Consider the following 22,009-nt stretch of genomic DNA (forward strand, 5'->3'; position numbering starts at 1 on the left):
CCTCTGGATTGATTATTCAGCGGGCCGTAGCCCGATCGAGGAACAGAGCCGCAGCCAGTAAATCGGCCGCGCCGCCGGGTGAAGCGTTGCTCGCCAATAGCCGTTGCTCCAATTTGGCCAACGCCGCCTGCCCTGCCGGATGTTGATACCCTCCGGCATGCAGTACCTCGGCTGCCCCTTGCTGCATCGCGTTTAGCGCCGTTAACCCACCGCGCGACAGCACGCAGGTATCGCTCAGGGTGGTCATGATGGCCATCAAGGCATCAATCTGCGCGGCTGGCTCACTGGCCCCCTGGTTCCTGCTGTACCACAGCTGCGGTAGCGCACGTTGCATCACATGCGGGAAACCTTGCTGGGCCTCCTCCCGCGCGCCGGGTACCTGATAACGTTGAGTGGCTCGCAAGCCTTTGCTGAACACCTTCGGGCTAGCATGATCCGGCAACTGCGCCAACTGAGCGGCTAATGTGCAACTGCTGGATGGCGTTGCGTTCCCCCCTTGCATGGCTACCGCCGTCACCAGCAGGCCCATCGCCCAGATTGCCCCGCGATGTGTATTAACACCGGCAGTGGCAACCATCATCCGCTGTTCACCTTCCCGGCCAATCCGGCCCACTTCCTGACGCAACGCACTATCTGCCGGACGCTGCCAACCGGCAATCGCCAGCCGGTGGAAGACCGGCGTCAGGCTGTGGGCGGAACGCACCATCAACGCCAACGTCAAATCCTGATGCGCGCCGGAACCCCGGGCATCCACCAGCCCCGGTTTCGGGCTGAGGCGCGCCTCATCCACTAGCGCCTGCGTGGCAAGCTCCGCCAAGCGTGCGGCAACTCGGTCCGCATCAGAAGCGATTAAACAGGGGGAAAGTTTCATTACCAGCTCCGAAATTTCGCTGGCGGGTTATACAGGCCGCCGGACCACTCGACAAGATCCGCTACGCTGCCTGCGGCCAGCAAAGAACGCGTTGCATCGGTGCGGCGAATGTCGAGGTCTTCCGGGAACACCACTTTGCCTTCACGGCGCAGCTCGGCCACGCGTTTAGCGTCCACACCCAGCCCGATATCGGTGATACCGGCCACCGCTGCCACCATGGCGCGGCGCTCTTCCAGCGAGCGTGCACGATACAGATAAGCGATGCCCTCTTCGGTCAGCACATGGGTGACGTCATCGCCGTAAATCATCACCGGTGCCAGCGGCATGCCAGACTCTTGCGCCACATCGACGGCATCGAGTTTTTCTACGAAGGTCGGTTTGGCCCCCGCCTGGAAGGTTTCCACCATTTGCACCACCAGCTTGCGGCCACGAGCCAACGGATCCGGCTCTTCGATCATATCCAGCCAGGCAGGCGTAGCGTGGCGACGACCGTGTGGATCGTGCCCCATGTTCGGTGCGCCGCCAAAACCGGATAGGCGACCACGTGTCACGGTAGAAGAGTGGGCCATACCGTCGATCTGTAAGGTTGAACCGATAAACATATCTACGGCGTACTGACCGGCCATCTGGCAGAACGCACGGTTGGAGCGCATGGAACCGTCGCTACCGGTAAAGAAAATATCCGGGCGGGCGGCGATATAATTCTCCATCCCCAGCTCACCGCCAAAACAGTGCACGGTCTCTACCCAGCCGCTTTCGATCGCTGGGATCAGGGTTGGATGTGGGTTCAGAGTCCAGTGCTTACAGATTTTGCCCTTCAGGCCCAGTTGCTCGCCGTAGGTCGGTAGCAGTAACTCAATGGCGGCGGTGTTAAAACCGATACCGTGGTTCAGCGATTGCACCTGATGTTTGGCGTAGATGCCTTTGATCGCCATCATCCCCATCAACACATGCACCGGTTTGATCAGGCGCGGATCGCGGGTAAATAGTGGTTCAATAAAGAACGGCTTGTCTGCCACCACGACAAAATCGATCCAGGAGCCGGGGATATCAACTCTTGGCAGGTCCGTTTCATCATCAACCAGTTCGTTGACCTGAGCGATGACGATGCCGTCTTTAAACGCAGTGGCTTCCGCCAGCGCTGGGGTATCTTCGGTGCTTGGCCCGGTGTACAGATTGCCGTGACGATCGGCCTTGAACCCGGCCACTAGCGCCACGTTCGGCACCAGATCCACATACAGGCGGGAATAGAGCTCGATATAGGTATGGATGGCACCGATTTCGAGCTGCCCATCTTCCAGCAATTGGGAGATACGCAGGCTCTGAGTGCCAGAGAAGGCAAAATCGAGCTTACGGGCGATGCCCTTTTCAAAAATATCCAGATGCTCGGCGCGGCCAACGCTTGGCATGATCATATGCAGATCGTGGACCTTGGCGGGGTTGACCTCGGCGAGCATACGGGAGAGAAAATCGGCCTGTTTCTGGTTATTGCCTTCCAGCACCACCCGATCGCCAGAAACCAGCAGTTTTTCCAGCACGCTGGTCAGATCGGCGGTGGGGATCACTTTGCCCTGCGACTGCCCTTGCACACTCGCGATACGGCGTTTTTTTTCCTGCCGCCGGGTATCCCAAACGCGCGTGGGGCTTTGATGAAGCGACATACCTCAACCTCCTGGGTTTACTTGGTTCTGTTCAGTACGGTTAGAGTAAGAGTCTAGGAGAACGCCATCAATCAAGCAGGGGGATGGTTTATTAGCCTGAGAGTAATGGTTTCATCAAATCAATATTAATCAATCAGTTAACATCAATAAAAGCCGGGGTCGATCACAAAAAAACGGGGAACCCAAAGGCTCCCCGTGATGATGCTAACTCAGTATTGAATTACACCGCGGTTTGGAAGATCACACCGTCGGCTTTTTCCGTGTACTGGGTCAACTGGTCGAAGTTCAGGTAGCGATAAGTATCCGCCGCCGTCTTGTCGACCTGTGCCATATAGGTCTGATACTCATCAGGCGTTGGCAGACGGCCCAGCAGTGATGCCACTGCCGCCAGCTCTGCGGAAGCCAGATAAACGTTGGCTCCAGTACCCAGACGGTTCGGGAAGTTACGGGTTGAGGTGGAAACCACGGTCGCACCGTCCGCCACGCGTGCCTGGTTACCCATGCACAGTGAACAGCCAGGGATCTCGATACGCGCCCCGCTCTTGCCAAAGACGCTGTAGTAGCCTTCTTCAGTCAATTGCGCTGCGTCCATCTTGGTTGGCGGAGCCACCCACAGACGGGTTGGCAGTTGGCCTTTATGCTGATCCAACAGTTTACCCGCCGCACGGAAGTGGCCGATGTTGGTCATGCAGGAACCGATAAACACTTCGTCGATCTTGCTGTTGGCCACATCGGACAGCAGGCGCGCGTCGTCCGGATCGTTCGGCGCACACAGGATTGGCTCCTTGATATCAGCCAGATCGATTTCGATCACTGCGGCATATTCCGCATCCGCATCGCCTTCCAGCAACTGCGGATCCGCCAGCCATTTTTCCATCCCCTGAATACGGCGCTCCAGGGTACGGCGATCGCCATAACCTTCGGAGATCATCCACTTCAGCAGCACGATGTTGGAGCTCAGATATTCGGCAATCGGTGCCTTGTCCAGCTTGATGGTACAACCGGCAGCGGAACGTTCTGCAGAGGCATCGGTCAGCTCAAACGCCTGTTCGACCTTCAGTTCCGGCAGACCTTCGATCTCCAGAATGCGGCCAGAGAAAATGTTCTTCTTACCCTTCTTCTCTACGGTCAACAGGCCCTGCTGGATCGCGTAGTAAGGAATAGCATGCACCAAATCACGCAAGGTAATACCAGGCTGCATTTTGCCTTTGAAGCGCACCAGCACCGACTCAGGCATATCCAGCGGCATCACGCCGGTCGCGGCAGCAAAGGCTACCAGACCAGAACCGGCCGGGAAGGAAATGCCGATCGGGAAGCGGGTGTGGGAATCGCCACCGGTACCAACGGTATCCGGCAGCAACATACGGTTCAGCCAGGAGTGGATCACACCATCACCAGGGCGCAGCGAAACGCCGCCACGGTTCATGATGAAGTCTGGCAGCGTATGGTGAGTCGTGACGTCTACCGGTTTCGGGTACGCGGCAGTGTGACAGAACGACTGCATCACCAGATCGGCAGAGAAGCCCAGGCAAGCCAGATCTTTCAGCTCGTCACGGGTCATTGGACCAGTGGTATCTTGTGAACCTACCGAGGTCATCTTAGGTTCGCAGTATTCGCCAGGGCGAACACCAGCAACGCCACAGGCACGGCCAACCATTTTCTGCGCCAGCGAGAAGCCCTTGCTGCTAGCCGCTACCGGCTTGGCAATACGGAACACTTCGCTGTGCGGTAGGCCCAGCGCTTCACGCGCCTTGGTGGTCAGGCCACGGCCGATAATCAGTGGGATGCGGCCACCGGCACGCACTTCATCCAGCAACACATCGGTTTTCAGCTCGAAGCTGGCAACCAGTTCGCCGGTCTCATGGTTACGCACTTCGCCTTTATACGGGAAGATGTCGATCACATCGCCCATGTTCAGGTTGGAAACGTCCACTTCGATTGGCAATGCGCCAGCATCTTCCATGGTGTTAAAGAAGATTGGCGCAATCTTGCCGCCCAGCACCACACCGCCGCCACGCTTGTTCGGCACGTAAGGAATGTCGTCGCCCATAAACCACAGCACCGAGTTGGTGGCCGATTTACGGGAAGAACCGGTACCAACCACGTCACCGACGTAGGCCAGCGGGAAACCTTTCTTGTTCAGTTCTTCAATCTGCTTGATTGGGCCAACGCTACCCGGCTGATCCGGGAAAATGCCTTCACGTTCGCTCTTGAGCATTGCCAACGCATGCAGTGGGATATCTGGACGTGACCAGGCATCCGGAGCGGGTGACAGATCGTCGGTGTTGGTTTCACCAGTCACTTTGAACACGGTCACGGTGATCTTTTCCGCCAACGGTGAGCGTGACAGATACCATTCGGCATCGGCCCAGGACTGCATGATTTGCTTAGCGTGTGGGTTACCAGCTTTGGCTTTCTCTTCTACGTCGTAGAAGTTATCAAACATCAGCAGCGTATGGGAAAGCGCCTTGGCAGCAATCGGTGCCAGCTTTTCGTTATCCAACGCCTCGATCAGTGGATGAATGTTGTAACCGCCCTGCATGGTGCCTAGCAGTTCAATGGCTTTTTCAGGGGTAACCAGGGGGGAAGTGGCTTCGCCTTTGGCAACGGCTGCCAGAAAACCTGCTTTGACATAGGCGGCTTCGTCGACGCCCGGTGGTACACGGTTAATCAGCAGGTCTAACAGAAATTCTTCTTCGCCTTTTGGCGGATTTTTTAATGATTCAACCAGCGCTGCCATTTGTGTCGCATCTAATGGCTTAGGGACGATGCCCTCTGCAGCACGCTCGGCCACGTGCTTACGGTATTCTTCTAGCACGACTTTCTCCTCGCTCTCATTGTCATTTATTGTGCCTGGCGTTTTATATTCAAACCGGGTTTAGCGCACGGCGATATTTGACGGGGCACTGCTGTCGATATCCTGGACTGTAAGTAAGGTACAGTGCCCGGTTCCGCCCAGCCAGCATATCAGGATTTAAATCGGTTGTTAATTCGTTCACATAAAAGCAACATTAAATCTTTGCTGAATCGTTGACCGCAGCGTAATCGGCTGCAAAGCAGGCGGGACGGGCTCGGGTTCGTCACGGCACAACAGCAATCTCAGCCCAATGAGCACAACATAACGTCCATACTTTTACAATGGTTATCGATAGGGTTGTGAGAAATTGGCGGGCGTTGGGCACAAAAAAACCGCCATAAAGACGGTTCTTTTGTATCCGTGCGGTGTTAGCAGGCACCGAACGAATTTTTTACATCGTTAAAGAACGATACAAGCACTACCAAGTTCCAACATTGTGCGTAAAGATGGTTAAAAAATCAACCAATCTGATGCAAAAAAACGCTGTTTTATGTACTCTGATTTTGGGTCTGTTCTGCCGGTTTAGCAGCCGGTCATCGGGCTTGAGAACAGTGCTGCAACTACTGCGATACAAGCATTACCAAGTGCTTGTTCCACCGGGGCTTTCCCGGTGAAGTCGCGGTGGTCGTGGTTCCACAAGGAACGCGCAATGAAAGGGAGATCATTCTTTATCCTGCTCATTGTACTGGGATCGCTGTTTGGGATCAGCAAAGGCGGCTGGTCAGTTTCCGGCAACCAACTGATCTTCAACGTCGTATTCCAGAACAAGTAAGCTACTGGCCGCTCTTTGAGCGGCCTTTTATTGGCATTTATTCCAAAAAAACGGCCCCTTCACAGGAGCCGCTTATCAACCTTACCAACCGCTGAAATTACTTCTTCTTGGCTTTCGGGTTTGGCAGATCGGTGATGCTGCCTTCGTAGATCTCTGCTGCCAGACCTACGGATTCGTGCAGGGTTGGGTGAGCATGGATAGTCAACGCGATATCTTCTGCGTCACAACCCATCTCGATCGCCAGACCGATTTCACCCAACAGCTCGCCGCCGTTGGTGCCGACAATCGCGCCACCAATGATACGGTGCGTTTCTTTGTCGAAGATCAGTTTGGTCATACCGTCTGCACAGTCAGAAGCGATAGCACGGCCTGAAGCTGCCCACGGGAAGGTGGACGTTTCGTAGCTGATGCCTTTCTCTTTGGCTTCTTTCTCGGTCATCCCTACCCATGCCACTTCTGGCTCGGTGTAAGCGATCGATGGGATCACTTTCGGGTCGAAGTAGTGCTTCATACCAGCGATAACTTCAGCAGCTACGTGGCCTTCATGCACGCCTTTGTGCGCCAGCATCGGTTGACCGACGATGTCACCAATCGCGAAGATGTGCGGCACGTTGGTACGCAGCTGTTTGTCGACGTGGATAAAGCCACGGTCGTCAACTTCTACACCGGCTTGGCCAGCGTCCAGCAGTTTACCGTTCGGCACACGGCCGATCGCTACCAGCACCGCGTCGTAACGCTGTGGTTCTGCGGGGGCTTTTTTACCTTCCATCGTGACATAGATGCCGTCTTCTTTGGCTTCTACCGCGGTCACTTTGGTTTCCAGCATCAGGTTGAACTGCTTGCTGATACGCTTGGTAAAGACTTTAACCACGTCTTTATCTGCAGCCGGGATCACCTGGTCGAACATTTCAACCACGTCGATCTGTGAACCCAGAGCATGGTATACGGTGCCCATTTCCAGGCCGATGATACCGCCGCCCATCACCAGCATGCGCTCTGGAACGGTTTTCAGCGCCAGTGCATCGGTGGAATCCCACACGCGTGGATCTTCATGAGGAATAAATGGCAGTTGGATCGGACGGGAGCCTGCGGCGATGATGGCATTGTCGAAGTTGATGGTGGTAGCACCATTCTCGCCTTCAACCACTAGCGTGTTGGCGCCGGTGAATTTACCCAGGCCGTTGACCACTTTCACTTTGCGGCCTTTAGCCATGCCAGCCAGACCACCGGTCAGCTGATTGATGACTTTCTCTTTCCAGACGCGCACTTTGTCGATGTCGGTTTTCGGCTCGCCGAAAACGATGCCGTGTTCGGCCAACGCTTTGGCTTCTTCGATCACTTTGGCAACGTGCAACAGTGCTTTGGAAGGAATACAGCCCACGTTCAGGCAAACACCGCCCAGAGTGGAGTAACGCTCAACCAGAATGGTTTCCAGACCTAAGTCAGCGCAACGAAAAGCAGCAGAGTAACCCGCAGGGCCCGCCCCAAGTACCACGACCTGAGTTTTAATTTCAGTACTCATCATGACCTCTTAATTAGTTGTCCGGCGGGTCAGACGTCATTTTATACCCGTCATACTTGAAGCTGCCTCGGCGTTGGCTGCGTTCGTTCACCTGAATCACTTACTTAAAGTAAGCTCATCAGGATTCACGAACTTGCCGCCTTGATGCAGCTCCAATTATTTTGGGTATGTTATTAATCAATCTCATAACGCCCTTCATCCACCGGGACGCATACACCGCGAGCAGTTTACAGAATTGTTAATAATCTGCAAAGCGTGTTCGAGTGACCCGTGTCCCAACAATTCTGTCGAGTCATGCAAAACCCGACAAAACTGCTACTGAATTACTAAGGGCGCAGCATGCTGCGCCCTTTTTTCATTACATCACCAGACGGCGAATGTCGGCCAGCATGTTGTTGATGATGGTGATAAAGCGCGCACCGTCAGCACCGTCAATCACACGGTGGTCGAAGGAGAGCGACATTGGCATCATCAGGCGCGGTGTGAACTCTTTACCGTTCCAGACCGGCTCCATCGCAGACTTGGAGACACCCAGGATAGCCACTTCCGGCGCGTTAACAATCGGCGCGAAGTGAGTAGTCCCGATACCGCCCAGGCTGGAGATGGTGAAGCAACCGCCCTGCATTTCGCCTGCGGTCAACTTACCGTCACGCGCTTTTTTGGAGATCGCCATCAGTTCACGGGACAGCTCAGTGATGCTCTTCTTGTTCACATCCTTGAATACCGGAACCACCAGGCCATTTGGCGTATCTACCGCCACGCCGATGTTGATGTATTTCTTCAGCGTCAGCTTCTGGCCATCTTCGGACAGTGAGCTGTTGAAGCGTGGCATCTGCTCCAGGGCAGCGGCAACGGCTTTCATGATGAACACCACCGGGGTGAACTTCACGTCCAGCTTACGCTTGGCAGCTTCGTCGTTCTGCTGCTTGCGGAACGCTTCCAAGTCGGTGATATCGGTTTTGTCGAAGTGAGTCACGTGCGGGATCATCACCCAGTTGCGGCTCAGGTTGGCACCAGAGATTTTCTGGATGCGGCCCAGTTCAACTTCTTCGATCTCACCAAACTTGCTGAAGTCCACTTTCGGCCAAGGCAACATGCCTGGCAAGCCACCACCGGTAGCGGCAGGAGCGGCTTCGGCGCGTTTGACCGCGTCTTTCACGTAAGCCTGAACGTCTTCGCGCAGGATACGGCCTTTACGACCTGTGCCCTTCACTTTTGCCAGGTTAACACCGAACTCACGCGCCAAGCGGCGGATGACTGGGGTCGCGTGAACGTAGGCGTCGTTTTCAGCGAACTCGCCTTTACCGGCGGCGGCGGCAGGTGCAGCCGCTTTGGCTTCCTGCTTGGCCGGAGCCGGAGCAGCTTCTGCTTTCTGGGCCGGAGCAGCGGCAGGTGCTGGTGCAGCGCCTTCCACTTCGAACACCATGATCAGAGAACCGGTTTTCACTTTGTCGCCGGTAGCGATTTTGATTTCTTTCACGGTGCCCGCGAACGGAGCCGGAACTTCCATAGAAGCCTTGTCACCTTCAACGGTGATCAGTGACTGCTCAGCGGCAACTTTATCGCCCACTTTCACCATCACTTCGGTCACTTCTACTTCGTCGCCGCCAATGTCTGGCACTTCGACGTTTTTCGCCGCGCTTGCCGCAGGGGCAGCAGCCGGAGTCGCCTGGGTAGCCGCAGCAGCAGGGGCAGCGGAAGCCGCGCCAGCCACTTCGAAGACCATAATCAGGGAACCGGTTTTCACTTTGTCACCGGTGTTGATTTTGATCTCTTTCACGGTACCAGCGAACGGTGCAGGTACTTCCATAGAGGCCTTGTCGCCTTCTACGGTGATCAGAGACTGCTCGGCAGTCACGGTATCGCCAACCTTCACCAGGATCTCGGTGACTTCAACTTCATCAGCCCCGATGTCCGGTACTTCAACGTCTTTGGCTGCGGCAGCAGCAGGAGCCGCGGCCGGTTTTTCTTCTGCCTTGGCGGCTGGTGCGGCAGCGGCCGCACCTTCTGCTTCAAAGATCATCAGTAGTTTGCCAGTCTCGGTTTTATCACCGACGGCCACTTTGATCTCTTTGACCACGCCAGCCTGCGGCGAAGGCACTTCCATGGAGGCTTTGTCGCCTTCCACGGTGATCAGCGATTGTTCAACTTCAACCTTATCGCCAACCTTCACCAGGATCTCGGTGATTTCAACTTCATCTGCACCGATGTCCGGCACTTTGATTTCGATAGACATTGTTCAGTACCTCTTATGCCAGACGCGGGTTAACTTTTTCTGGGTTGATGTCGAATTTCTTAATCGCATCAGCGACCACAGAAGCTTCAATGTCACCGCGTTTAGCCAGTTCACCCAGAGCAGCAACCACCACGTAGGAAGCATCAACTTCGAAGTGGTGACGCAGGTTTTCGCGGCTGTCTGAACGACCGAAGCCGTCAGTACCCAGTACGCGATAATCGCTGGCTGGTACGAAAGTACGAACCTGCTCTGCGAACAGCTTCATGTAGTCGGTAGACGCTACCGCTGGCGCCTCATTCATCACCTGAGCGATGTAAGGCACACGTGGGGTTTCGGTTGGGTGCAGCATGTTCCAACGCTCACAGTCCTGACCATCACGCGCCAGTTCGGTGAAGGAAGTTACGCTGTAGGTGTCAGAACCCACGCCGTAGTCTTTCGCCAGGATCTGCGCAGCTTCACGCACATGACGCAGGATCGCACCGGAGCCCAACAGCTGTACTTTACCTTTGCTACCTTCCAGAGTTTCCAGCTTGTAGATACCTTTACGGATACCCTCTTCTGCGCCCTGTGGCATGGCTGGCATGTGGTAGTTTTCGTTCAGCGTGGTCAGGTAGTAGTAGACGTTTTCTTGCGCGTCACCGTACATACGCACCAGGCCGTCATGCATGATCACCGCGACTTCATACGCGTAAGCCGGATCGTAAGAGATGCAGTTAGGGATGGTCAGAGACTGAATGTGGCTGTGGCCATCTTCGTGCTGCAGACCTTCGCCGTTCAGGGTAGTACGCCCTGAAGTCCCGCCGATCAGGAAGCCACGCGCCTGTTGGTCACCCGCTGCCCAGCACAGGTCGCCGATACGCTGGAAACCGAACATGGAGTAGTAGATGTAGAACGGGATCATTGGCAGATCGTTGGTGCTGTAGGAAGTCGCTGCGGCCAACCAGGAAGAGGCTGCACCCAGTTCGTTGATACCTTCCTGCAGGATCTGGCCTTTCTCGTCTTCTTTATAGTATGCAACCTGCTCACGGTCCTGCGGGGTGTACTGCTGGCCGTTCGGGCTGTAGATACCGATCTGACGGAACAGACCTTCCATACCGAAGGTACGCGCTTCGTCGGCGATGATGGGCACCAGGCGATCTTTGATCGACTTGTTCTTCAACATCACGTTCAAGGCACGCACAAAGGCGATGGTGGTAGAAATCTCTTTGTTCTGCTCTTCCAGCAGTGAGCTGAAATCTTCCAGAGCTGGCATTTCCAGCTTCTCGGTGAAGTTAGGCAGACGAGTTGGTACATAGCCTTGCAGCGCCTGACGGCGTTCGTGCAGATACTTGTACTCTTCGGAGTCTTTCTCGAAGGTGATGTATGGCAGTTTTTCGATGTCAGCATCGGCCACTGGCACGTTGAAACGATCGCGGAAGTGGTGAACCCCTTCCATGTTCATTTTCTTCACCTGGTGAGCGATGTTTTTACCTTCCGCGGTTTCACCCATGCCGTAACCTTTGATGGTATGGGCCAGGATCACGGTTGGTTTGCCTTGGGTATCCTGCGCTTTTTTCAGTGCAGCAAAGACTTTCTTCGGATCGTGACCACCACGGTTCAGCGCCCAGATTTCGTCGTCGGTCATATCTTTGACCAGCGCAGCGGTTTCCGGGAAGCGGCCGAAGAAGTGCTCACGCACGTAAGCACCGTCTTTGGATTTGAAGGTCTGGTAGTCGCCGTCCAGGGTTTCGTTCATCAGTTGGATCAGCTTGCCGCTGGTGTCTTTACGCAGCAGTTCATCCCAACGGCCGCCCCAGATCACTTTCAGCACCTGCCAGCCAGCACCTGCGAAGATACCTTCCAGCTCGTTGATGATCTTGCCGTTACCGGTAACCGGGCCATCCAGACGCTGCAGGTTGCAGTTGATGACGAAGACCAGGTTGTCCAGCTTCTCACGGGTTGCGATGGTGATCGCACCTTTGGATTCTGGTTCGTCCATCTCGCCGTCGCCCAGGAAGGCATAAACGGTCTGGCCAGAGGTGTCTTTCAGACCACGGTGTTCCAGATACTTGAGGAATTTGGCCTGATAGATGGCGCTGATTGGGCCCAGACCCATGGAGACGGTCGGGAACTGCCAGAATTCAGGCATCAGTTTTGGATGCGGGTAAGAGGACAGGCCTTTACCGTGCACTTCCTGACGGAAGTTGTTCATTTGATCTTCGGTCAGGCGGCCTTCAAGGAAGGCACGTGCATAAACGCCCGGAGAGATGTGGCCCTGGAAGTAAACCAGATCGCCGCCGTCTTTCTCGTTGCGAGCACGGAAGAAGTGGTTAAAGCAGACTTCATAGAAGGTCGCAGAAGATTGGAAGGAAGCCATGTGGCCGCCCAGATCCAGATCTTTCTTGGAAGCACGCAACACGGTCATCACGGCGTTCCAACGGATGGCAGAACGAATACGACGCTCCAGATCCAGGTTGCCCGGGTATGCCGGTTCGTCTTCTACCGCGATGGTGTTGACGTAGTTGTTAGCCGCAGCACCCGCTGCAACGCTAACACCGCCCTTGCGGGCTTCTCCCAGCACCTGATCAATCAGGAACTGAGCGCGTTCAACACCCTCTTCACGGATGACCGATTCGATCGCCTGCAGCCAGTCGCGGGTTTCGATCGGATCCACGTCATTGTTTAAACGTTCTGACATGGTGGTATTCCTTATCTGTCTAATGGTTTGTTTGGAGCCTGTCTTCGTGCGTTCTGTCATAAAACGCACGAAGACAGGCTCATCAGTTTGGTTGCCGCTTAAGTACTTAATTAAGCACTCCGAGCTTTATCTCTACAAGCTGGTGTGCCTTGAAGAGAACCACTCTTAATCCTTGCGTTGCTGGAGACGCCGCAGCGATCGATCACGCCGGGTGTGTTCTCTGCTGAGATCCAGCAAAATTTCCTCGATAAACGCCAAATGGCGGTGCGAGGCTTCACGGGCCTTTTCAGGTTCGCGTGCCACAATCGCCTCAAAGATCCCGGCGCGATGGCTACTCACTGTTGCCAACATCTCACGGCGCGAGTAGAGCAATTCAAAGTTCTGACGAACGTTCTGTTCCAGCATCGGGCCCATACAGCGCAGCAGATGGAGTAACACAACGTTGTGGGCAGCCTCGGTCACGGCAATTTGGTATTGCATGACCGCGTCGGCTTCGGCGTCTAGATCGCCACTGTCCTGAGCTTGCTGGATCACATGATGGCAGTCGCGGATGCGCGCCAGATCTTCGTCAGTCCCACGCAACGCCGCATAATAGGCAGCGATACCTTCGAGAGCATGACGGGTTTCGAGCAGGTCGAATTGTGATTCAGGATGATCGGCCAGCAGCTCAGCCAGCGGATCGCTGAAGCTCTGCCACAGATTAGTTTGTACAAAGGTGCCGCCTCCCTGGCGACGCAGGAGCAGCCCTTTAGCTTCCAGACGCTGAATTGCCTCTCTCAGAGAAGGACGGGAAACATCAAACTGTTTCGCCAACTCGCGCTCTGGAGGCAGCTTTTCGCCTGGACGTAGCGTACCCTCGAGGATCAGGTATTCGAGCTGCTGCTCGATAACATCTGACAACTTGGGTTGGCGGATTTTGCTGTAGGCCATGGGTGATTTCTTCTCTGCGAAGTGCCCGGAGTCAATTGGTAATACCAATTTCAAAAACGTGACGGTAAAGTAACAAAGTATTCACCTGCTGTCCATATGGGCCTTGATCGAAATCATGAATGCCGCACATTTTAACACTTCAATCCATAAGCCTTTGCAAACCGGCAACTCAGCGTTGGTAATACCATTTACGAGGTAGCCGCCGAATTTAACTTTTGTGAAACCTCTGGTTAGAACAATGCCCGGGTTATATGGCAAGGAGATTAAGGGTTATTTTCGCTTTACAACCGCTTACCGAGCCCCGCATCGTTAACAAAAAAACAACAACAATGGCGATTATTTTTGCCAATTCTGTGAGTTATTGCTTATTTCGTGCACGCAATCCCCCCGCTCGTCACACAACCCGCATTTTGTTGCCTAAACTGCTGCAATCTTAATCATTCAAACAACAAAGCAGGTGCAAACTTTCGCACATACCATTATTCTCTGCCAAACGGTAGCGACGCCGTGGAATTTATAGCTATAACGTCGTAAACAAAAAAAAACACACATCGTAATCATTACTTTACGGTAATGAGCATTATGTCAGCACAGAGGGTTTCATTGATGGATGGTCAACAGCATGGCGACCAGCTGAAGCGCGGCCTGAAAAACCGCCATATCCAGCTGATCGCCTTAGGTGGCGCAATAGGTACCGGCCTGTTCCTCGGTATCGCTCAAACAATAAAAATGGCCGGCCCGTCGGTCATCCTTGGTTATGCAATTGGCGGTTTTATTGCCTTCCTGATCATGCGTCAACTGGGTGAAATGGTGGTAGAAGAGCCGGTGGCCGGATCGTTTAGCCACTTCGCCTATAAATACTGGGGGAACTTCGCCGGTTTCGCCTCCGGCTGGAACTACTGGGTGCTGTACGTGCTGGTTGCCATGGCAGAACTGACCGCGGTAGGTATTTACGTGCAGTACTGGTGGCCGGGTATCCCAACCTGGATCTCCGCTGCCGTGTTCTTCCTGGCCATCAACGCCATCAACCTGTCGAGTGTGAAGGTCTATGGTGAAATGGAGTTCTGGTTCGCCATCATCAAAGTGGTCGCTATCATTGGCATGATCGCCTTTGGTGCCTACCTGCTGTTCAGCGGCCTGGGCGGCCCAGAAGCCAGCGTCACCAACCTGTGGGCGCAGGGCGGGTTCTTCCCGAACGGCACTATGGGGCTGCTCATGGCGATGGCGGTGATCATGTTCTCCTTCGGTGGATTGGAACTGGTGGGTATTACCGCCGCCGAAGCCGATAACCCGGAAAAAAGCATCCCGAAAGCCACCAACCAGGTGATCTACCGCATCCTGCTGTTCTATATCGGCTCGCTGACTATTCTGCTGTCACTCTATCCGTGGGGAAAAGTAGTCGAAGGCGGCAGCCCGTTCGTGCTGATCTTCCATGCGCTGAACAGCAATATGGTCGCAACGGTGCTTAATATCGTGGTCCTGACGGCTGCGCTGTCGGTCTACAACAGCTGCGTCTATTGCAACAGCCGCATGCTGTACGGCTTGGCCAAACAAGGTAATGGCCCGAAAGCCCTGCTGAAAGTGGATAGCCGCGGTGTGCCGGTAGTTGCCATCGGTTTCTCAGCGTTGGCAACCGCACTGTGCGTGTTGATCAACTACCTGATCCCAGGCCGTGCCTTTGAATTACTGATGGCGCTGGTGGTGTCTGCCCTGGTGATCAACTGGGCGATGATCAGTCTGGCACACCTGAAATTCCGCAAGGCGAAAAACCATGAAGGCGTCGAGCCGAAGTTCAAGGCCTTCTGGTATCCGTTCAGTAACTATCTGTGCCTGGCCTTTTTGGCCGGTATTCTGGTGATCATGTATCTGACACCAGGGATCCAGATTTCCGTGCTGCTGATCCCGGTATGGCTCGTCATTCTCGGCATCGGTTACTTCATCAAGCAGCGTGGCCAACGTGCTGTAAGCGCCACCAATACCCACTGATATCATTGTTGACGATCAATAGGCCCGCACGCGGGCCTATTGTTTTTCTTCATCATTAATGGGCTTTACGCAGTGCCTTCACCTGCTCGGCGGTGATATCCGCCGGCAGTCCGCCCCAGGTGACACGCAGGTAATTCACCAGTTCGGCAATTTGCGCATCGTCCAGACGATCGGCAAAGCTCGGCATGCTCTGCATACTTTCGTTACCGGGGAACTGCTGTGCTGGTAGCCCATCCAGCACCGACACGATCAGGTTCTTGCCGTCCGGTTGGCGCAGCGTGGCGTTATCACGCATCGCTACCGCAACATGCGGTATACCTGCACCATCACGCTCATGGCAGGCGGAACACTGGTCGAGATAGGTGATACGCCCGGCATTGCTGCCCTGCCCGATTTTAGCGGCCACCGGCTGCGGTGGCTTGTCGCCCATCAGGTAGGTCACCAACGCCCGATGATCTTCCGGCGTCAAATGGCGAGTGCTGAGATCGACCACCATGTGCATTTCGCTAAACGCCGAGCCCTGCGGCGCTAACCCGGTGCTGAGGAAACGGCTAAGATCCTCTGGTGTCCAACCGCGCTGAGCCAAACCCTGTGGCGTGATATCCGGCGCGATAAACCGTCCCAGATCGCCACCTTGCATTGGCTTGTTCACTTCCATCTGCCCCAGCATGCCCCGTGGCGTATGGCATTCGCCACAGTGGCCAAGTACGTCAGACAGGTAACGCCCCCGCTGCCATTCGGCGGAGCTCCCCTGCGAACTGGCGGGTAGCGGATCGCTGTTGCGGAACAGTAAATTCCAACCGATCAGCGCCATCCGCTGGTTGAACGGGAACGGCATATCGTTGGCTGGAATGGCTACGTCCACCGCCGGGCGCGACATCAGATAGGCATAAATAGCATCCGCATCTTCGCGCGAAATGCCTTTGTAGGAGGTATAAGGCATCGCCGGATACAGATGGCGGCCACCCGGAGCCACCCCCTGCGTCAACGCCAGGAAGAAGTCATCCTTGGTCCAGCGGCCAATACCCTGATCGGCAGAAGGCGTCAGGTTGCTACCATAAATGGTGCCGAATGGAGTATCCAGCGGATAGCCTCCCGCCAGCGGTGCCCCACCAGCGGCAGTATGGCAGGCAGCACAGTCGGCAGCCTGCGTCAGATAACGCCCACGGGCAATTTGTTCGCTGCTGGCGGTAACCTGCTGGACTGGGCCGTCATAGCTGCGGTTTTCTCGCCACCACAGCACGGCGATGACAATCGCCGCTATCAGCACAATCAACAATGCGAGACGTTTTTTCATTACGCCGTCTCCTTCAGCAGGCCTGGGGTTTTCAACACCACGTCACGCACCGCCTCGTAATAACGGACATAGCCGGTGCAACGGCATATATGGTTTTCCAACGCCTGCTCAATCGCGCCTTCCAACCGATCGCGCGGAATTGGCTCACGCTTGAGCTTCTCGACAAAAATGGTGGCCGCATTGACAAAGCCCGGCGTGCAATAGCCACACTGGAAGCTGTAGTGATCGAGGAACGACTGCTGGATCGGCGAGAGTTCAACCACTTCGCCCTGATTATCCACCTGCGCAACGCCTTCGATGGTGCGTACCTGTTTGCCATTGAAAAAGTGAGCGCCGGTGATACAGGTACGGATTTCTTCGCTGGTGCCGCTTGGATGGTCGAGGATCGCCACGCAGGCGTGGCAGATACCCTGCCCGCAGCCGAGACGTGAGCCGGTCAGATCGAGATATTCATGCAGAAAATCGATCATCATCAGCCCTTCAGGTACCTCGATGGGACCATATTGTTTGCCGTTAATGGTCAGGGTAATGGGTTGGGTTTTAATGCTCATGGTAACACCTCAAGAATATTTTCGGCACGAACAGGCAAATCACGGAACCGATGACCGGTGGCGTGGGCAATGGCGTTAACCAATGCGGCAACCACAGGGATCATGACCACTTCCGCCATCCCTTTCGGCGGATCGGTTTCCGAGAGCGCAGGAAGGATGTCACCGGTCTGTTTCCAGACAGCCACATCGCTGGCACGCGGCAAATGGTAACGGTTAAAGTTCCAGGTGCCGTTACCCGGCCCATCTTCGTACAGCGGTAAATACTCATGCAGCGCATGGCCGATCCCCATCGCCAAACCGCCCTGTAGCTGGCCGGAAACCAGCTCAGGCACGATCAGGTTGCCACACTCCATAATCGAATGATGATTTAGCAGTTCAACCTTGCCGGTAGCGATATCTACCGCCACTTCTACCAGCGTACCCACGGCGCTGTAATAGGTCACAGCTGCGTTATTACGTTGGGTTGGCGGGTAATAAACCTGCTCACGTGCCAGAGTGCTGAATTCGCCGTTGCCAATGCGTACCGACAAACCGTCGACAGGCAGGCGCTCGCTGTGATTATTCAGCTTGAAGTCCGCTTCAGCCCACTGCCAGCGGTTGAAGACGTGCACCACTGCGCCAGTCAGGTTGCCCATCTGATAGGCTTTCTTCGCCAACAGCTCAAACGGCAATATCTGCATACCGGCCGCCGTCAGACCACCTTCGACCCAGCGAGCATCTTCTTTACGCACCACCAGCGGTGCCGCCTGGCCGCCACCAATGCCAGACTGCCAGATAGATAGCGCGGCAGGCCACAGCCCCTGTTCAAACACCAACCGGGCCGCTTCGCGCGTACTGTGCGAGAAATAGTAAGCGGAGTTGCTGGCGCTGGAAGGTGAGCAGTAGCTTGGCGTCCAGTTCGGATTAGTTTGCAGCTTGTCCTGCTCATCCTGCGACATCGTGTAGGGATCGCCGCTGGTCACCATCGGCAACAGCGCCCAATCAGTCACCGAGAAATGAGCCTCATCTGCCGGTTTACCCAGCCATTGTGCACATAGCACCGACTGCGACGTTGACATGCCGGTGCCCATTTCTGCCCCGCTGTGATACAGCGAGATACGCCCGTCCTCGCTGAACTCCACGCGAGCAAAGGAAGTTTCGGCTCCAGTGCCAAAGTCTTTCTGCACGCACCCAAAACCCACGCCATAACGTTTACCGGGATATTGGCTCTCAAACTCGGCCTTGCGTTCGGCGCGTTTGCGCCACATCTCATGCTGTGAGGCTTTTACCAGCACTTCATCGGCGCGAATGGCTCCTGCCGGGATCGCCCCCTGGGTATTTTTCATGCCGGACTTGAGCACGTTGCGCAAACGAAACTCGATCGGGTCGAGCTTCAGCTCCTGTGCCAATTCGTCCATCATCATCTCGGTGGCGGCCATGCTTTGCAACGTGCCGTAGCCGCGTGCGGAACCCGCATCGATGGCACGAGAGGCCAGCCCGACCGAGGAAAGATCGCTTTTCGGGAAGTAGTAAATCGACTGCGCCGCCGTAGCCCCAACCATCACCACCGATGGCGTAAAGTTACAGCGCCCACCACCGTCGGCGGTCATCGCCCCTTGGAAGGCCTGCAATATGCCGGTCTGCCTGTCTACCGCAATGCGGTAATCCATATCGAAGGCATGGCGCTTGATCGAGGTCTGGAACTGCTCATAGCGGTCATTAGCCAGCCGCACCGGTAGCCCGTCACCGTACAGCGCGGCAACCGCACCGTAATACGGGAAGTTATAGTGATCTTTCGAGCCGTAGCCCACGGTGTAACAAGGGTGCAGGATCAGCTGTTTGATCGGCTGATGACGTTTGGCCAACATACGTGGCATTTCGTCCGCCACCTCCTGCGGGGACTGGGTCGGGATCACCAGATGCAAGGTCTGGCTGGCGGTATCAAACCAGCCGTTGGCGTTGTCTGGCTCCAAGGCCGAAGTATCAACAGATTGTGTGGTATAGCGGCGTGACATTACCAACCAGTCCTGCGGTGGGGTTTGCAGCTGGTCGGCAATCATCCCGGCGTAATACATGCCTTCCTGATCCAGCTTGCCGCCCTCACGCCCTTCCGGCCACACCGGCAAATGTCTGCGCATTGACAGTGGGAAGATAGGGGTGTCTTTCAGGCTGGAAAAGCGATCGTCATCGAATGGCTGTTCGCCCCCGACGCGCACGTAGCGGAAGCTGCCCCAAGGATCGCGCTGTAACGGGCCGGTTTCAGTACCATACTGGATCACTTCGTCGTGGAATTTCAGCTTGTCTTTGGCAAAGCGGAAACGAGCAAAATCATGATAAATCAGGATTGCCACCGCATGGCCAAGATAGGCTGGGGTTTTCCCTGTAGGCAGCAGCATGTCATCGCCATAAAACGCCGGGAAGGCCAAACCGTCAAGCTCAAGATCTTCCGCCGTTACTATCCGATCCGGTTGCAGATCGTCACCCAGCAAGGAGAGATCGATGCCGGTAAACAGACGATCGGCTTTAGTGGCGCGCAGAATAAAGGCATGAGCCTGCTGCTGCGGCCAATGCGGCATATCAACGGCACGAATATCACGGGCAAACACTTTCTGGCCCATGACCTTGGAGCGACCATCTATACGGTAGCGAATGCGTTTAGTCTGCGCATCCCAGTTGGGCGATTGCAGGATCTTTTGCTCAAACAACGCGGCATAGGCGCGGCTGTAAAGAGGCGCGAGGTAGACAGACACCCCCGCTATCACGGCACCTTTAATAAAGCGGCGTCGTGACGGGTTGAAATTGCTCATAAAATATCCTTTACGTTCTTATTTACCCCTGGTATCCAGATGCGGGCATTAGCGCCGTACCCCGAAGGATGGAGGTAAGTCGTTTTTTATCGGTTTTGTTGCGCAACCGCGGGTAACCTTGCCGAAGACGTTATAATCATAAGCTTATAACCAAAATTATGTGAGCATTAACATTTTGTTTTCATAAAATGAAACACTTGGAAATATATAATGCCTCTATAGTGTGGCTGATTTGCGCAAACGCGGGCAGAAAAGATGACGACAGGTATCGTAATTACCGCCGCCGGGCGGGGTGAGCGTTTTATTCAGGCCGGTGGCAGTGGCAACAAACTGAATGCCCTATTGCAGGGCAAGACGGTGTTCGAACAGACGCTGCAACAGGCGCTAGCCTCCGGCTTACCGGTGCAGGTCGTCACCCGGCCAGAAAACCTGCCGGTGCAACAGGTGTGTGCCGCGCATCAGGTTCCCTGCACCTTACTGGCCAGCGGTGGTCTGGGTGAGTCAATTGCCGCTGGCGTCGCCGCAACGGCAGACTGGGACGGCTGGCTGATCCATTTGGCGGATATGCCTTTTGTTTCATCGCAGATCTTTGTACAGGTTGCCGCAGCCCTTAGCCAACACGACATCGTACGGCCCTGTTTCCAACAACAGCCCGGGCACCCGGTGGGTTTCACCGCCATTTTGCGCAAACAACTGTGTGCGTTACGTGGCGATAATGGTGCGCGGGAACTGCTAAGCAGTCACGGGCAGGTCTACCTGCTCCATCTCGATAAACCGAGCATCGTGCAAGATATCGATCTCCCTTCTCAGCTAGTGGCCAACGAGTCCGTTAATTAATGCAGCATCTTGATATCACCGTAGTCAGCCAAGCCATCAACTGGCTGGAACAGCAGCCGGTATGGCTGTGTACCGTATTGAACACTTATGGCTCATCACCACGTTCACCTGGCGCGTTGATGGTGGCGACCCGCGACGGACACTATTGTGGATCGTTATCCGGTGGCTGCGTGGAAGAGGACTTTTTGCGCCGTCTGGCGGAGGGAGAATATCAAGCCGCCAGCCAGGTGATCCGCTACGGCGCTGGCGGGCTAACCCCCAGCGTGGCGCTGCCCTGCGGTGGCGTGCTGGACGTATTGATCGAGCATCTGCCCGCAGGCCCTGCCAGCATTAGCTACTTGCGCAATATCGCCGAGGCATTGGCTGGCCATCATGCCCTGATCAAACACCTGACCTTGCCCAATGCCTGTAGCGCGCTGGAAACCACCAGCTTTGCCAGCGCAACCCAGGTCGTGCGCAACCAACAGGAGATCCAGTTGCACATCGCCGCCGCTCCTCGGTTGCTGATTGCCGGGCTTTCCAGCGTGGCGCTGTATTGCGCCGACTTTGCCAGCGCACTCGGCTTTGAAGTGTTGGTATGCGAAAACCGCCCGGAAGCGTTGGAAAACTTCGCCACGCAGCTCAAACCGCATATCACCTTGCTGCGCCAGTTCCCGGCCAAATTCATTGAGGCAGGCGGTTGCCACGCCAACACCGCGATTGTGGCGCTGACCCACGATCCGCGTATGGATGATTTAACCCTGATGGAGGCGATCTACACCCCGGCGTTTTACATCGGCGCGATGGGTTCCCAACGGAACAGCGATCGCCGCCGCCAGCGGCTGCAACAAATCGCCGAATTCAGCCCGCAGGAACTCGGCCGCATCCATGCGCCGATCGGCCTGCCGCTTGGCAGTAAAACTCCGGCGGAGATTGCTCTGGCCGTAATGGCCGATATCGTGCAGCAGAAGAATCACCCCTCACCCCAACCCTCTCCCACAGGGAGAGGGAGCTGATAGCCCCTGCTCTTTTGGAAGCGTTCAGATA

Annotated in this window: 14 protein-coding genes; 4 read left to right on the top strand and 10 right to left on the bottom strand. The window is 55.4% G+C overall.

The window, feature by feature from the left end; all coding sequences use genetic code 11:
- Positions 1-16: 16 nt before the first annotated feature.
- From AC6HVW_RS14645 to acnB, 3 genes are all read right to left on the bottom strand, one after another.
- A complete protein-coding gene (locus tag AC6HVW_RS14645) occupies positions 17-871 on the bottom strand; it encodes a triphosphoribosyl-dephospho-CoA synthase (protein WP_186485937.1) in 855 nt (284 codons plus the stop codon).
- Complete coding sequence (mdcA, locus tag AC6HVW_RS14650; protein ID WP_186485938.1) at positions 871-2,532, bottom strand: malonate decarboxylase subunit alpha; 1,662 nt, start codon at positions 2,530-2,532, stop codon at positions 871-873. Before mdcA ends, AC6HVW_RS14645 begins: the two co-directional genes overlap by 1 nt.
- A gap of 220 nt (positions 2,533-2,752) precedes the next feature.
- Complete coding sequence (gene acnB, locus AC6HVW_RS14655; protein ID WP_021179695.1) at positions 2,753-5,350, bottom strand: bifunctional aconitate hydratase 2/2-methylisocitrate dehydratase; 2,598 nt, start codon at positions 5,348-5,350, stop codon at positions 2,753-2,755.
- Positions 5,351-6,038: 688 nt separating this feature from the next.
- Here acnB and AC6HVW_RS14660 point away from each other — a divergent pair.
- Positions 6,039-6,161, top strand: a complete 123-nt coding sequence (locus AC6HVW_RS14660; RefSeq protein ID WP_256221128.1) for a hypothetical protein — start codon at positions 6,039-6,041, stop codon at positions 6,159-6,161.
- A 97-nt stretch (positions 6,162-6,258) separates the two neighbouring features.
- Here the strand turns inward: AC6HVW_RS14660 and lpdA are convergent, their stop codons facing one another.
- The 4 genes from lpdA to pdhR all read right to left on the bottom strand — a co-directional run bounded on the left by lpdA (position 6,259) and on the right by pdhR (position 13,526).
- Positions 6,259-7,683: a dihydrolipoyl dehydrogenase gene (lpdA, locus tag AC6HVW_RS14665; protein ID WP_021806270.1), complete on the bottom strand. Its 1,425-nt coding sequence runs from the start codon at positions 7,681-7,683 to the stop codon at positions 6,259-6,261.
- A 358-nt stretch (positions 7,684-8,041) separates the two neighbouring features.
- A complete protein-coding gene (gene aceF / locus AC6HVW_RS14670; RefSeq protein ID WP_186485939.1) occupies positions 8,042-9,919 on the bottom strand; it encodes a pyruvate dehydrogenase complex dihydrolipoyllysine-residue acetyltransferase in 1,878 nt (625 codons plus the stop codon).
- 13 nt (positions 9,920-9,932) lie between these two features.
- Positions 9,933-12,596, bottom strand: a complete 2,664-nt coding sequence (gene aceE / locus AC6HVW_RS14675; protein ID WP_021179690.1) for a pyruvate dehydrogenase (acetyl-transferring), homodimeric type — start codon at positions 12,594-12,596, stop codon at positions 9,933-9,935.
- A 165-nt stretch (positions 12,597-12,761) separates the two neighbouring features.
- The gene (gene pdhR / locus AC6HVW_RS14680; RefSeq protein WP_021179689.1) at positions 12,762-13,526 is read right to left on the bottom strand and encodes a pyruvate dehydrogenase complex transcriptional repressor PdhR; all 765 of its coding nucleotides are present in this window, start codon (positions 13,524-13,526) and stop codon (positions 12,762-12,764) included.
- 606 nt (positions 13,527-14,132) lie between these two features.
- Here pdhR and AC6HVW_RS14685 point away from each other — a divergent pair.
- Complete coding sequence (locus AC6HVW_RS14685; protein ID WP_021806272.1) at positions 14,133-15,512, top strand: amino acid permease; 1,380 nt, start codon at positions 14,133-14,135, stop codon at positions 15,510-15,512.
- A gap of 55 nt (positions 15,513-15,567) precedes the next feature.
- Here the strand turns inward: AC6HVW_RS14685 and AC6HVW_RS14690 are convergent, their stop codons facing one another.
- Genes AC6HVW_RS14690 through AC6HVW_RS14700 form a run of 3 tightly spaced genes read right to left on the bottom strand, consistent with a single transcriptional unit; the run spans position 15,568 to position 20,146 of the window.
- The gene (locus tag AC6HVW_RS14690) at positions 15,568-16,809 is read right to left on the bottom strand and encodes a c-type cytochrome (RefSeq protein ID WP_071682014.1); all 1,242 of its coding nucleotides are present in this window, start codon (positions 16,807-16,809) and stop codon (positions 15,568-15,570) included.
- On the bottom strand, positions 16,809-17,360 hold the full coding sequence (locus AC6HVW_RS14695; RefSeq protein ID WP_021806274.1) for a (2Fe-2S)-binding protein: 552 nt from the start codon (positions 17,358-17,360) through the stop codon (positions 16,809-16,811). The genes AC6HVW_RS14690 and AC6HVW_RS14695 overlap by 1 nt, the downstream gene beginning before the upstream one ends.
- Positions 17,357-20,146, bottom strand: coding sequence for a xanthine dehydrogenase family protein molybdopterin-binding subunit (locus AC6HVW_RS14700; protein ID WP_071682015.1), 2,790 nt, complete (start codon positions 20,144-20,146; stop codon positions 17,357-17,359). The genes AC6HVW_RS14695 and AC6HVW_RS14700 overlap by 4 nt, the downstream gene beginning before the upstream one ends.
- Positions 20,147-20,401: 255 nt before the next feature.
- Between AC6HVW_RS14700 and AC6HVW_RS14705 the strand changes: the two genes are divergently transcribed.
- Positions 20,402-20,983 carry a nucleotidyltransferase family protein gene (locus AC6HVW_RS14705; protein ID WP_071682016.1) on the top strand — a complete coding sequence of 194 codons (582 nt, stop codon included), beginning with the start codon at positions 20,402-20,404 and terminating at the stop codon, positions 20,981-20,983.
- Positions 20,983-21,978, top strand: coding sequence for an XdhC family protein (locus AC6HVW_RS14710; protein WP_059201748.1), 996 nt, complete (start codon positions 20,983-20,985; stop codon positions 21,976-21,978). The genes AC6HVW_RS14705 and AC6HVW_RS14710 overlap by 1 nt, the downstream gene beginning before the upstream one ends.
- Positions 21,979-22,009 lie beyond the last annotated feature (31 nt).

It is taken from the genome of Serratia sp. NCCP-200 (assembly GCF_059697885.1).

Excerpts from the sequence above, each read along its gene's own strand:
- AC6HVW_RS14660 (WP_256221128.1), top strand. The coding sequence starts at position 6,039 with ATGAAAGGGAGATCATTCTTTATCCTGCTCATTGTACTGGGATCGCTG.
- AC6HVW_RS14685 (WP_021806272.1), top strand. The coding sequence starts at position 14,133 with ATGGATGGTCAACAGCATGGCGACCAGCTGAAGCGCGGCCTGAAAAAC.
- AC6HVW_RS14645 (WP_186485937.1), bottom strand. The coding sequence starts at position 871 with ATGAAACTTTCCCCCTGTTTAATCGCTTCTGATGCGGACCGAGTTGCC.
- AC6HVW_RS14690 (WP_071682014.1), bottom strand. The coding sequence starts at position 16,809 with ATGAAAAAACGTCTCGCATTGTTGATTGTGCTGATAGCGGCGATTGTC.
- AC6HVW_RS14695 (WP_021806274.1), bottom strand. The coding sequence starts at position 17,360 with ATGAGCATTAAAACCCAACCCATTACCCTGACCATTAACGGCAAACAA.
- mdcA (WP_186485938.1), bottom strand. The coding sequence starts at position 2,532 with ATGTCGCTTCATCAAAGCCCCACGCGCGTTTGGGATACCCGGCGGCAG.
- lpdA (WP_021806270.1), bottom strand. The coding sequence starts at position 7,683 with ATGAGTACTGAAATTAAAACTCAGGTCGTGGTACTTGGGGCGGGCCCT.
- AC6HVW_RS14710 (WP_059201748.1), top strand. The coding sequence starts at position 20,983 with ATGCAGCATCTTGATATCACCGTAGTCAGCCAAGCCATCAACTGGCTG.
- aceE (WP_021179690.1), bottom strand. The coding sequence starts at position 12,596 with ATGTCAGAACGTTTAAACAATGACGTGGATCCGATCGAAACCCGCGAC.
- AC6HVW_RS14700 (WP_071682015.1), bottom strand. The coding sequence starts at position 20,146 with ATGAGCAATTTCAACCCGTCACGACGCCGCTTTATTAAAGGTGCCGTG.
- pdhR (WP_021179689.1), bottom strand. The coding sequence starts at position 13,526 with ATGGCCTACAGCAAAATCCGCCAACCCAAGTTGTCAGATGTTATCGAG.
- AC6HVW_RS14705 (WP_071682016.1), top strand. The coding sequence starts at position 20,402 with ATGACGACAGGTATCGTAATTACCGCCGCCGGGCGGGGTGAGCGTTTT.
- aceF (WP_186485939.1), bottom strand. The coding sequence starts at position 9,919 with ATGTCTATCGAAATCAAAGTGCCGGACATCGGTGCAGATGAAGTTGAA.